General features: G+C 63.6%; 10 protein-coding genes. All 10 read right to left on the minus strand.

Features of this window, described 5'->3' with window-relative positions; genetic code table 11:
* Positions 1-66 precede the first annotated feature (66 nt).
* Entirely contained in the window at positions 67-2,325 is a 2,259-nt protein-coding gene (locus REH59_RS22230) for a GMC oxidoreductase (RefSeq protein WP_014861004.1), read from the minus strand.
* Positions 2,322-2,813: a hypothetical protein gene (locus REH59_RS22235; protein ID WP_003252427.1), complete on the minus strand. Its 492-nt coding sequence runs from the start codon at positions 2,811-2,813 to the stop codon at positions 2,322-2,324. The genes REH59_RS22230 and REH59_RS22235 overlap by 4 nt, the downstream gene beginning before the upstream one ends.
* 4 nt (positions 2,814-2,817) lie before the next feature.
* The gene (locus REH59_RS22240) at positions 2,818-4,158 is read right to left on the minus strand and encodes a hypothetical protein (protein WP_014861005.1); all 1,341 of its coding nucleotides are present in this window, start codon (positions 4,156-4,158) and stop codon (positions 2,818-2,820) included.
* Between the two features lie 309 nt (positions 4,159-4,467).
* Complete coding sequence (locus REH59_RS22245; RefSeq protein WP_003252424.1) at positions 4,468-5,007, minus strand: DUF2058 domain-containing protein; 540 nt, start codon at positions 5,005-5,007, stop codon at positions 4,468-4,470.
* A 26-nt stretch (positions 5,008-5,033) separates the two neighbouring features.
* Entirely contained in the window at positions 5,034-5,867 is an 834-nt protein-coding gene (gene mazG / locus REH59_RS22250; RefSeq protein WP_014861006.1) for a nucleoside triphosphate pyrophosphohydrolase, read from the minus strand.
* 124 nt (positions 5,868-5,991) lie between these two features.
* The gene (relA, locus tag REH59_RS22255) at positions 5,992-8,232 is read right to left on the minus strand and encodes a GTP diphosphokinase (protein WP_003252420.1); all 2,241 of its coding nucleotides are present in this window, start codon (positions 8,230-8,232) and stop codon (positions 5,992-5,994) included.
* Between the two features lie 96 nt (positions 8,233-8,328).
* Entirely contained in the window at positions 8,329-9,687 is a 1,359-nt protein-coding gene (rlmD, locus tag REH59_RS22260) for a 23S rRNA (uracil(1939)-C(5))-methyltransferase RlmD (RefSeq protein WP_128573757.1), read from the minus strand.
* Entirely contained in the window at positions 9,688-10,587 is a 900-nt protein-coding gene (gene cysM, locus REH59_RS22265; protein ID WP_003252416.1) for a cysteine synthase CysM, read from the minus strand.
* Between the two features lie 141 nt (positions 10,588-10,728).
* Positions 10,729-12,120: a sensor histidine kinase gene (locus REH59_RS22270; RefSeq protein ID WP_014861007.1), complete on the minus strand. Its 1,392-nt coding sequence runs from the start codon at positions 12,118-12,120 to the stop codon at positions 10,729-10,731.
* Between the two features lie 3 nt (positions 12,121-12,123).
* Entirely contained in the window at positions 12,124-12,843 is a 720-nt protein-coding gene (locus tag REH59_RS22275; RefSeq protein ID WP_004575336.1) for a response regulator transcription factor, read from the minus strand.
* Positions 12,844-12,968 lie beyond the last annotated feature (125 nt).

Consider the following 12,968-nt stretch of genomic DNA (forward strand, 5'->3'; position numbering starts at 1 on the left):
GGCTGAGTGAGCAACCCCACAATACTGCGGCATTACCGGAGCATTGTGGGGTTGCCATGTCAGGGCCTACACCGCCCCGAAACGCACCTCTACTGACAGGCTGCCCAGGTTATCGCTCAGGCCAGCCCCGTAACGCCCGTCCAGGTCGTCATTGATGCACAACTGCAGCTCACCTTGCTGGCCACGCGGCAATTGCACCTGGTTGCCGACCAGGAACGGCACACCGCTGTTGCCGATACGCCCGATCAACGCCCCTTCCGGTTGACCAGGCAAGGCATAGCCGGGCTTGGCAATCAACCTTGGGTTGCCCGCCGCGCCAACCATGCCGGTGGCCGGGTTCGCCGTCCACTGCCCGCCCGTGCATACCGCCAACTGCCAGCTCTGCCCATTGACCTGCATGCCCGTACCCTGCCATGCCTGGTTGGCCTGCACCTGCACAGTGCGCTTGAGCAGGTCGCTGGCCACCACGTCGGCGGCCTGGAACGTCAACGCGGTAATGGTCAAGGTCGGGTTGGCGGTGCCGGTAGTGGGGAACACGCCGTCGCCGACCAGGAACAGGTTGGGGTGGTCCCAACTGCGCTGGTCCTTGTCCACCACCGACGTGGTACGGTCCGAGCCCATGCGGTAGGTGCCCATCAGGTGGCCAGCGCCGTAGAACGCGTAGTTCTGGCCGTCGTACTCGAACACCGTTTGCGAGCCGGGCTCGAGCTTAGGGTTCAGGTCGGTCAGCTCGGTGGCGCCCATCAGCTCGGTGATGATGTGCGTGGCGGCCAGGCGCGCCTGCTTGAAACCCTCCTTGGTGTAGTCGGACAGTTCGTAGGTGATCTGTGGCCGAGGCAGGCCCAGGCCGTCGGTGAACTCCGTGCTCCTCTCCACCCGGCACAGCGCATTATCGGGGTCTTTCTCCACCTGCTCGACCAAGAAGCCCAGACGGAACTGGCGGGTCAGCACGCTGTTGAGCTGCTGCACCAGCGCCTGGCCGGACAACGCCAGCTTGCTGGGGTTAGCGCCGCCGTGGTTGGTGCCGTCGATGAAATCGCAGACCGAGGTGTAGGGGTCGTTCACCGACCAGTTCCAGCCCTCGTTGCCGATTTCGATACGCCAGGCGGCACGCTGGCTGCGGAACGGGCCATCGCGCATGTCCTCAATCCCCGAGGTGGACAACGGCCCCCGGAACGGGAACAGCGGCTTGCCTTCAGGCATCAGGCCCCAGGCCAGGTACACCGGGTGGTCAGCCAATGCCTGGCCGACCTGGCCGCTGCTGTTGGCGACCCCTTTAGGGCTGTTCGGGCCGATGGAGTTGAGCAGCAATTTCGGCGTTTCGATCGCGTGGGCGGCGATTACGTAGCGTTTGCCCTGGGCCGTGCCGTTCTGGCGCGTACCGTTGTTCTGGTACTGGATGAAATCGATGCCCGTGACCCCATTGGCATCGACCTGCACCTGGCTCGCCACGGTCTGGTAGAGGATGCGCACGTTGCCGGTATCCAGTGCCTTGGCCATGGTCACGGTGGCGTCGTACTTGGCCTGGATCGGGCAGATCGGCGTGCAGCTGGTGTTGCCAGCGCACACCCGACGGCCGTTATCATTCTGCGAGTTGCGCCCGGCCGGGGTCTGCCGGACGTTGAGGGTGACACCTGGGTACGGCTTGCCGTCGGGCCCCTTCTCCGGGCTCTGGTACACGGTGCCCGTGACGTGCTTGCCCAGGCCCTGGTCGACCAGCGACGGCGGGATGCCATGCATGCTGTATTTGTAGCCCTGCGGGAAGGTCACGCCCAGGTAGGTCTGCGAGGCGACATCGGCGGACACGCCCATCTCTTCCTCGGCGCGGCAGTAGGCGGTCTGCAGGTCGTCGTAACTGAGCGGCCAGTCGACCCCGACGTTGTACGCAGTGCGCATGCGAAAGTCGTTGGGCAACAGGCGCAGGGCCGTGCCCATCCAGTGCCACATGGTGCCGCCGCCTACCCGCTCGTAGGTGCTGGCGAACAGCTGCGGCCCCTTCTGCACCAGGTAGCTTTTCTGCGCCTTGTTCGGGTCTTGGCTACCCGCGGTGATCAGGTCCTGGATGGTCGCCCGTGGCGCGAACTGCGTGGCCGGGGTCTGCTCGCTCTGCTCAGGTGGGTACGGCGACTCGGGCGCCTTGAGCACCGCGGTGTAGAAACGCTCCAGGTACTCGCTGCGATTGGGCGGAATGGCCGGGCCCGATTCGAGCACCAGCACTTTCAACCCGGCCAGGCCCAACTGGTAGGCCATGACACTGCCGGCCATGCCGGCGCCCACCACGATCACATCGGCAGTTTCGATGTTCTGGGTTTGTACATTGCTCATGGCTGCTGCCCTTCCTTGGCGTCGACACCGGTGAATTGCTTGAGGGTCGGTGGCTGTTCACCCCAGTACCCGAAGTGGAACTGGCTGTAGCCCATAGGGTGAGATTGGGCGATCTTCCACGCCCAGCTCTCCTTGTAGGCCTGGTCGGAGACCACACGCGTGTCACCCGTGCGGGCGTTGCCCAGGTCGTAGGGTTGGTACCAGCTGCCGAGCAGCCACAGCTTCATGATCGAGCGGGCGCCCTGGGCGATTTGCGGGTTCGCGTTAGCGAGCACGGCACTGGCGATTTGCGCGGGCGGCTGGCTCTGAATGCTGGCGTACAGCTCCAGCAGGCTGCTGAACGCCTCAAGGCCCATGCCTTGCTGGGCGGTGGCGAAGAACACCGGCGGCAGGTTGATCGGGTCGACGGAAGGCGCCAGCAGCTTGGCCGACAGGCCAGTGAGCACGGCGGACAAGCCGATGAAGTTCTGCAGGTTCTGGTCGCTCATGGCATCACTCCTTGGCGCCGGTGGATTGGGCACGTTCAAGCAGGAAAGTGAAATCGGCGAAGCTGGTGCGTGGCGACTGGGTCACGCGGGTGGTCGCGTTGTTGTGGCACTCCATGCAGCTGGACGAGGCCTGCGGGGTGGTGCCCTGGTTGTAGGTCTCCAGGGTGGCGTTAGCCAGGAAGTTCGGCGCAGGCGTACCTAGCGGGTTGGTCGGCGACGGCACCTGGCAGTCATCGGCCGGATCGGTGGGCCACTGGGTGCTGATCAGGTGGTAGTTGGCCCACACCGTGCCCTTGAGCGCGCCTTGCCACTGCGCGTTGAGCTGTTGGGTGGCGGCGGTGATGGGAATGTCACGCACGATCTGCGAGGGGATGGCCTTCTTCGACGGGTCCCACGGTTGCGCGGGCGGCTCGTTCACCGGGCGGTTGCTGGCCTGGGCGTCGTAGAACAGGTAGGGCCCTTTGCGCTCGTTCATTGGCGTGGTCTTTTCCGGCACGTTGCGCACGTGCTCGAACGTCGACCATACCCACTGCGGAGCGCCCTCGGTCTTGTGCACGATGTGCAGGCCTACCAGCCCGACCTTCTGCGCATTGCACGATTCGGGGATCACCGCCCCCTTGTTCGGGTCGGCGTTGCCGGGGGTGTAGACCAGCGCGTCGACGGCGTGGAACTCCTGCGGGTTGTCGCTGCCACCGAGCACTTTCCAGGCCGACTTGACCATGATCGCACCGACCTGCTGGGCCTTTTGCGAACCGCAGGCGAAAGCGATGCGGTTTTCGGCCTTGCTCAGGAACGCTTGCTGGCCTTCCTTGCTGTACAGGCCATTGTTGACGATGTCATCGAACATTGGCTGGTTGACCATGATCGCGTTGCGCGTGTAGGTGCCGCTTTGGTCGACCAGCGGGCCAGTCTTGAATGGCTGGATGAACTCATCGAGCACGCCGGCGACCTTGCCCATCTGTTGCAGCACCGGCAAGTCACCCTTGCCTTGGCAGGCCGCGGGCACCGGCGCCTGCTGGTCCCAGGCGACGGGCTTCTGCCCCTTGGGCAGGAAGATCTCGTAGCTTTCTTTCCACGATTCCCACACCGTCTTGCCGGGCGCGCCGATCTTCGCCGAGGTGTTGGCACTGCCGTCGGCGTTGGCGGGCCAGTTCAGGGCGACGAAGGTTTGCCACGACAGCACGTCGAAATCGTGTTGCAGGTTGTCCAGGGTGAAGGGGGGATTGGCTGTGACGTCGAAGGGAATCGCAGGTGACAGCACCGGCGGGCTGGCCGCATCGGCCATGGCGAACGCACTGGTGAAGCTCGCACCCAGGCACGCCAACCGTTTCAGGGTTATTTTCATTGTCGTCTCCTCAGCAGATAAAGCGTCGGGACGACGAGGCGTACTGGCCCTTCCTGGACCGAATGTTCAGCGCTATCCCTGACGCTAAGCTGGAGGCTAGCCGTTGTGCCGGAACCCTAAGAAATGTCCGACGAACGGAGAGAACCAAGACGATAGTGCAAGTGACTAACCGCGCCGGTTCAGTGAGCGGCGAACCCTTTCGCGACACAAGGCCAGCGTCCTCTGGAGAACGCGCGTGTCACGAAAGGGCCGCAGAGCGCCCCTGCGATCTTGAATAACCGCATTAACGCCAAGGCGGGGTCTTCGTGTTTACCACATCAGATCATCAGGGATCTTGTAAGCCGCGTACGGGTCGTCTTCGTCCGTTTCCTCGACATGGCTGTTGAGCAGCAGAATACGGCCAGGGTCGCGCTCCTGGATCTTCAAGGCAGCCTCACGGGGGATAACCTCGTAACCACCGGCATGGGCTACCACGGCCAGCGCGCCGTTGCTCAGCTTGGTACGCATCAGGGCGTTGACGGCAATGCGCTTGACCTTCTTGTCGTCGACGAAGTTGTAGTAATCCTCGGTGCTCAGCTTGGGCAGGCGAGTGGCCTCGATCAGTTGCTTGACCTGCGCGGCACGGGCCTTCTGCTCGGCCTTTTCCTGCTGCTGGCGGTTCAGTTCCTGGTCACGCCGGGCTTTTTCAGCCATGGCTTCCTTGGCCATACGCTGCTGGCTGTCGTCGACTTCGACCTGGCCTTTGTGCTCCATGCGCTTCTGTTTCTTTTCAGCTTTGTTGGTCTGCGAGACCTGTTTCTGGTTGACCAGACCGGCTTTGAGCAATTGGTCGCGAAGGGAAAGGCTCATGAATATTCACTCACTTATGCAACAGCTCAGCCGCAGCTGGGCAGGTTCTTTTCCTGACGTTTGGCTTCCCCCCAAAGGGCATCCAGCTCGTCAAGGTCACAATCTTCAATGGGGCGGCCACTGTCGCGCAATGCCTGTTCGATAAAACGGAAACGTCGTTCGAACTTGCGATTGGCGCGGCGTAGCGCATGCTCTGGGTCTTGCTTGAGGTGGCGGGCCAGGTTGACCGCAGCAAACAGCAAGTCGCCGACTTCATCTTCCAGCGCATCGGCGTCGCCGTCGGCCATGGCCTGCAGCACTTCATCCAGCTCTTCGCGGACCTTGTCCAGCACCGGCAACGCCGCCGGCCAGTCGAAACCGACCGTGGCCGCACGTTTTTGCAGTTTGGCTGCCCGCGACAGCCCCGGCAAGGTTGCCGGCACGTCATCAAGCAGCGACAGCTGTTCGGGCTGGCTCTTCTCCGCGCGCTCTTCGGCCTTGATTTCTTCCCAGCGCGACTTGACCTGGGCTTCGCTCAGGCTGGGCGTGTCCACCGGCGCGTACAGCTCGCCAGTGGGGAATACGTGCGGGTGGCGGCGGATGAGTTTGCGGGTGATGCTGTCAACCACGCCATCGAACTCGAAACGCCCTTCTTCGCGGGCCAGCTGGCTGTAGTAGACCACCTGGAACAGCAAGTCGCCCAGCTCGCCTTGCAAGTGCTCGAAATCGCCGCGCTCAATGGTGTCAGCGACCTCGTAGGCCTCTTCGATAGTGTGCGGGACGATGCTGGCGTAGTTCTGCTTCAGGTCCCACGGGCAGCCGTACTGCGGGTCGCGCAGGCGGGCCATGAGGTGCAGCAGGTCGTCAAGGGTGTAGGTCATACAGGCAGGTCCTTCGGTGGTGGCTTCTTCGCGGGCTTGCCCGCTCCCACAGGTACGGTGCAGATTTCGAAACCTGCATCCATCCTGTGGGAGCGGGCAAGCCCGCGAAGCTGGCGCCCCGGTCTCAAGGGGTACGATTACGCCGCGTCTCGATGATGTTCGGCAACTGCGAGATCCGCCCCAGCAGGCGCCCCAGCGCGTCCAGGCCTGGAATCTCGATGGTCAGCGACATCAGCGCGGTGTTGTCTTCCTTGTTCGAACGGGTATTCACCGCCAGCACGTTGATCTTCTCGTTCAGCAGCACCTGCGACACATCGCGCAGCAGGCCCGGGCGATCGTAGGCACGGATGACGATGTCGACCGGGTAGGTCTGCACCGGGATCGGCCCCCAGCTCACCTGGATCATGCGCTCTGGCTCCTTGCCCGCCAGCTGCAGTACCGAGGCGCAGTCCTGGCGATGAATGCTCACGCCACGGCCCTGGGTGATGTAACCGACAATGGCATCGCCCGGTAGCGGCTGGCAGCAGCCGGCCATCTGTGTCAGCAGGTTGCCGACACCCTGGATCTGAATGTCGCCACGCTTACCGGTACGCGGCCCGGTAGGCTTGCGCGGCACCAGCTCGATCTGCTCGATACGCTCAGGCTCCAGCAACTGCTGGGCAGCGTTGACCAGATGAGCCAGGCGCAGGTCGCCAGCACCGAGCGAGGCAAACATGTCCTCGGCGGTCTTGACGTTGGTCTTCTCGGCCAGGCGCTCGAAATCAACCTGCGGCAGGCCCAGACGACTGAGCTCGCGCTCAAGCAAGGTCTTGCCGGCAGCAACGTTCTGGTCGCGGGCCTGCAATTTGAACCAGTGGACGATCTTGGCCCGCGCCCGTGAGGTGGTCACGTAGCCCAGGTTGGAGTTCAACCAGTCACGGCTAGGGTTGCCGTGCTTGCTGGTGATGATCTCCACCTGCTCGCCAGTCTGCAGGCTGTAGTTCAGCGGCACGATACGGCCGTTGATCTTCGCGCCGCGGCAGTTGTGGCCGATCTCGGTGTGCACGCGGTAGGCAAAGTCCAGTGGCGTGGCGCCTTTGGGCAGGTCGATGGCGTGGCCGTCGGGGGTGAACACATAAACCCGGTCAGGCTCGATGTCGACCCGCAACTGCTCGGCCAGGCCACCGATGTCGCCCAGCTCTTCGTGCCATTCCAGCACCTGGCGCAACCAGGAAATCTTTTCTTCGTAGTGGTTGGAGCTGGGCTTGACGTCGGTGCCCTTGTAGCGCCAGTGGGCGCATACCCCAAGTTCGGCCTCTTCGTGCATGCCGTGGGTGCGGATCTGCACCTCCAGCACCTTGCCCTCGGGGCCGATTACCGCAGTGTGCAACGAGCGGTAGCCGTTCTCCTTGGGGTTGGCGATGTAGTCGTCGAACTCCTTGGGAATATGCCGCCACAAGGTGTGCACGATGCCCAGCGCGGTGTAGCAGTCGCGGATTTCCGGCACCAGCACGCGCACCGCACGCACGTCGTAGATCTGGCTGAACTCCAGGCCTTTGCGCTGCATCTTGCGCCAGATCGAATAGATATGTTTCGCCCGACCGCTGATGTCGGCATTTACGCCAGTGGCGAGCAACTCGTTCTGCAACTGGTTCATCACGTCGCTGATGAAGCGCTCGCGGTCCAGTCGCCGCTCATGCAACAGCTTGGCGATCTGCTTGTACTGGTCGGGCTCCAGGTAGCGGAAGGACAGGTCTTCCAGCTCCCACTTGATGTGACCGATACCCAGGCGGTGCGCGAGCGGCGCGTAGATGTCGAACACTTCACGCGCGACACGCAGGCGTTTCTCGTCATCGGCGGACTTGACCGCGCGGATTGCGCACGTGCGTTCGGCCAGCTTGATCAGCGCCACGCGCACGTCGTCAACCATGGCCACCAGCATCTTGCGCAGGTTCTCGACCTGCGCCTGCGAGCCCAGCACCAGCGACTGTCGTGGGCTGAGGCTGGCACTGATGGCGGCCATGCGCAGCACGCCGTCGATCAGCTTGGACACCACCGGGCCAAAACGCTGGCTGACCTCGGCGAGGGTGACCTTGCCCTCGCGCACCGAGCGGTAGATGACCGCAGCCACCAGAGAGTCCTGGTCGAGCTTGAGGTCAGCAAGAATTTCGGCGATTTCCAGGCCTGCCTGGAAGCTGGACGTACCATCCGCCCAGGAATGCTTGGCCGGGTTGCCCTTTTTCTCTACCTCAAGAGCAAACTCGCAGGCTTCTTTCAGCGCTGCGCGATCCAGTGCCGAATCGACGCTTACCACATGGTCCAACCATGCTTCGAGATTGATACTGCCGTCGGTGTTGACCGGCTGGTGCACTCTCACCTGTACCATCTTTGTTTTACCTTTCCATGCAGCACACCATACGGGTGTGCTGGCGATCACCGTGCGGCCGCCATTCCGTGGCAACCGCACCAAGGGGCCAGTCAGCTAGCCCGCTTCGAATAACGCCATGGCCTCGACATGCGCCGTCTGAGGAAACATGTCGAGAATCCCGGCCCTTTTTAACCGGTACCCCTGGCCGACCAGCACTTGGGCGTCTCTCGCCAGCGTGGCCGGGTTGCACGATACGTAGACCAGCCTGCTGGCCTTGAGGCAGGCGATGCCTTGCACCACCTCGAAAGCACCGTCGCGCGGTGGATCCAAGAGTACCGCAGAAAAGCCCTCGGCGGCCCATCCGGTGCCTGCCAAAGGCTGCGATAAATCGGCCTGAAAAAACCGTGCGTTATGCACATTGTTGTTCCGGGCATTGGCCGCGGCCCGATCGACCATGGCCTGTACACCTTCCACTGCCACCACCTCACGCGCCTGGCGGGCCAGCGGCAGGGCAAAGTTGCCCAGACCGCAGAACAAGTCCAGCACACGCTCGTCGGCTTGTGGCGCGAGCCAGGCCAAAGCCTGCTCGATCATCGCCGTATTGACCTGGGCATTCACCTGCACGAAATCGCCCGGGCGCCAGGCCAGCTCCAGCTGCCAAGGTGCCAGGGCGAAGCCCAACCGTGCCGCTGGGTCCACGGGCGCCGGCTCACCTTCGCCTTGCAGCCATAGCTGGGCGTTGGCCTGCTCGCAGAACGCTTGCAACCTGGCCTGGTCCTCGGCCGGCAACGGCGCGACGTGGCGCACCAGAACCGCCTCGGCGGTGCCACTGAACAGCTCTACATGGCCCAGCGCCTGCGGCTTGCTCAACGAACGCAGCACCGTCGGCAAGTGGCGCAAAATGGACTGCAAGGGTTGTACCAGCACTGCACAATCGTCGATGGCAATGATGTCCTGGCTGGCTTCGGCGCGGAAACCCACCTCCAGCTGACGCGCCTTGACGTCCCAGCGCACGGCCACACGGGCGCGGCGCCGGTAGCCGAATTCCGGCCCGTTCAGGGGGGCAGCCCACGCCTCGGGTTGCACGCCGGCCACCCGCTGCAACTGCTCGGCGAGGGTGCGCTGCTTCAGCGCCAGTTGCGCGTCGTGCGGCAGGTGCTGCAGGTTGCAGCCACCGCAGCGGTCGTAGTAGCGACATGGCGCCTCACGGCGCTCGGGCGCGGCCTGCAGCAACCGCTCCAGGCGTGCCTCGACCACTTTGCCACGGGCGTTGAGCACCCGCGCCTCCACGGCCTCACCGGCCAAGGCGCCGCTGACGAACCAGGTACGCCCGTCGAGGAAGGCAATGCCACGGCCGTCACCGGCCAGGCGCTCGATGTCCAGGCGCTGCTTCTTGCCCACTGGGACCTGGGGGGTGCGATTGCCGCCGGCCGGCTGGAAGCGCAGGCCGCTGTTGCTTTTTTTCTTGGACATTTAGCGTGGATCAAACAGGCCGGTGGACAGATAACGGTCGCCGCGGTCGCAAATGATCGCAACCATGACCGCATTTTCCACTTCGCGGGACAGGCGCAACATGGCCGCGACCGCACCACCAGAAGACACGCCGCAGAAAATGCCCTCTTCACGCGCAAGGCGACGGGTGGTGTCTTCGGCTTCCTGCTGCGACATGTCGACCACGCGGTCGACGCGGGTGGCATCGAAGATTTTCGGCAGGTATTCCTCGGGCCAGCGGCGAATGCCCGGAATAGCCGAGCCCTCCATCGGTTGCAGGCCGATGATCTGCACCGCGGGGTTCTGTTCCTTGAGGTACTGCGAGCAGCCCATGATGGTACCGGTGGTCCCCATGGAGCTGACGAAATGGGTAATGGTGCCCTGGGTCTGCTGCCAGATCTCCGGGCCGGTGCTGTTGTAGTGGGCGATCGGGTTGTCGCCGTTGGCGAACTGGTCGAGCACCAGGCCACGGCCTTCGGCCTGCAGCTTCTCGGCCAGGTCACGGGCGCCTTCCATCCCCTCCTCCTTGGTCACCAGGATCAGCTCGGCGCCATAGGCCGTCATGGCGGCCTTGCGCTCGGCGGTGGAGTTGTCAGGCATGATCAGGATCATCTTGTAGCCCTTGATCGCCGCCGCCATCGCCAGGGCGATGCCGGTGTTGCCGGAGGTGGCTTCGATCAGGGTATCGCCTGGCTTGATCTGGCCGCGCAGTTCGGCGCGAGCGATCATCGACAGTGCCGGGCGGTCTTTCACCGAGCCGGCAGGATTGTTACCTTCGAGCTTGAGCAGGAGGGTATTGCTGGTTTCGCCAGCGATGCGCTGCAGGCGAACCAGTGGCGTATTGCCGACGCAATCGGCGATGGTTGGGTACTGCACGGTCATGGCGTATTTCGCAATCCGGACGGCGGGGGTGCCTATCATACCGGCAAACCCTTCGCGGCCATATCACGCAATCTGTAGTGCATATAGCTACAAGCTATAACGGTGTGACATGTGCTGGCCTCTTCGCGGGTAAACCCGCTCCTACGGGGATTCGCTAGCGTGCAGGAGCGGGTTTACCCGCGAAGCGGCCGGCACATGCAACGGCAACCTCATCCACAAGCGCAACCCGCGTTTGCCATTCTGCGCCCACAAGGTGCCGCCCTGGCGCTGGATGGCACTGCGGGCGATGCTCAGCCCCAGGCCGAAGCCACCATCCCCGGGCCGCGAACCGTCCAACCGCGAGAACGGCGCGAAAATCCGTTCCAGGTCTTCTTCAGCGACACCGCCACCCTCATCCTCAAGCCACAACCACCAATAGCTACCCTCACGCTGCCCACCCAACCGCACCACACCCTCGGCCGGCGAGTGGCGAATGGCATTGCGCAACATGTTCTCCAGCGCCTGAGCCAGGTGGTTGAGGTTGCCCTGCACCCAGCAGTCGGCCGGTACTTCGCAGCGCAGTTGCGCAGGCGACCAGCCGCTCTCGTAGCTGGCATTTTCGGCCAGCAACTCCCACAAGGCGTGGACCTCGATCGGCTCAAGGTTCATCGGCGCACGCTCGGCGTCCTGCCAGGCCAGTTGCAGGGTGTCTTCGACCAGTTGCTGCATGCAGTCCACTTCACGGATCAGGCGATCACGCAGACGCTGCAGGTCGGTTTCACCATCGCAGGCCACCCGCAGCCGGCTCAGCGGCGTGCGCATTTCGTGGGACAGGTCGCGCAGCAGCTGCTGCTGCATAGCCACCGTGCCTTGCAGTCGCTCGGCCATCTGGTCAAAGGCACGCGCCAGTTCGCCCAATTCGTCATGCCGGGCGATGGTGCGCGAGTCCAGGCGGGCCGACAGCTGATCGGCCCGCCAGGCATTGGCCTGCTCGCGAAGTTGGTTCAGCGGCACGATCAGCATGCGGTACAGGCCTACACACAACAGCAAGGTGAACAGCCCCGGGATGATGCCGTTGGTGACAATGCGCCACAGCAAGCGGTGCTGGCCCGGATTGAAGCGCTGCGGCAGTTCGATCACCAGCATGCCCTGCTCCGGCGCCCCCGGGAACGGTATGCGCACCCACGGCTGGTCGACACTGCGCCGACTCATCGGCCAATCGACACCGCGCAGGCGTGTCAGACGCTGCATGATCTGTGGGTTGAGGGAGGCGCTGTCGAGCGGGCGCAGGTTGATGTCGAGCACGCCGACCCAGCCCCGTTCGCGCTGATGCATGGCCGCCACCCACTGGTCCAGCCCTTCCCGCCCGCCGCTGCGCCAGGCCTGTTCAGCTTCGGCGGCATAACCCCGCAAGGTCTGCCGTGCCGACTCCGAGAGGAAGGCATTCTGGGTTTCCATGTGTCGGCCCCAGGTATAACTGAGGCCGATCATCAGCAGGCAGAAGCCCACCAGCAAGATGGTCAGCTTCCAGAACAGCGAATGGCGGTCGAGCATGGTTCACTCCGCCTCGCTGGCACTGAGCACGTAACCCTTGCCCCACACGGTGCGGATCTGCCGTTCGTGATAACCGATGCCCTTGAGCTTGCGACGGATCTGGCTGACGTGCATGTCCAGGCTGCGGTCATGCCGTGAATAGCCGCGCTGCAACACGTGCTGGTACAGGAACGGCTTGCTGAGGACTTCGTCGAGGTTGCGGTTGAGGATGTCCAGCAGGCGGTATTCGCTGGGGGTCAGGCCCGCCAGGCGGCTATTCAGGCGCACGTCACACAGCCCCTCATCGAACTGCAACTCGCCGCAGCCGGCTTGCTCCAGCGGGCCCTGATGCCGCCGCTCCAGGGCCACGCGGCGCAAAATCGCCTCGATGCGCACCTGCAACTCGGCCATGCTGAATGGCTTGGGCAGGTAATCGTCGGCGCCGCGCTGAAAGCCGCTGATACGATCCGCCTCGGCCCCCAGCGCCGACATCATGATTACCGGTGTAGCGCTGTGCCTGCGCAACTGCGCCAAGGCGTCCAGCCCATCAAGCCCGGGCAGCAGGATGTCCATGAGCACAACATCGAAAGCCTGGCGGCCAGCCGTTTCCAAGCCCTCCAGGCCATTGCGGCACCAGGTGACCTGGCAGCCGCCACGCTGCAGCTCTTCCTGCAGATAGGCGCCAAGCACCGGGTCGTCCTCGATGGCAAGGATGTGGGTGTTGTAAATAGATACAGGATTCATTGGCAACTGCCATGCATTCTCAATTACGTGATTATTGAGCATTCGCCACCTGCCAGGCAACCGCACTGCGACCAATGCCCCGGCAACGGCGCATAACACGTACTAAAGAGATGCAATGGTGCGGC

Origin of the sequence: Pseudomonas sp. BO3-4, assembly GCF_034044115.1 — a bacterium.
Taxonomy (GTDB): Bacteria; Pseudomonadota; Gammaproteobacteria; order Pseudomonadales; family Pseudomonadaceae; genus Aquipseudomonas; species Aquipseudomonas alloputida.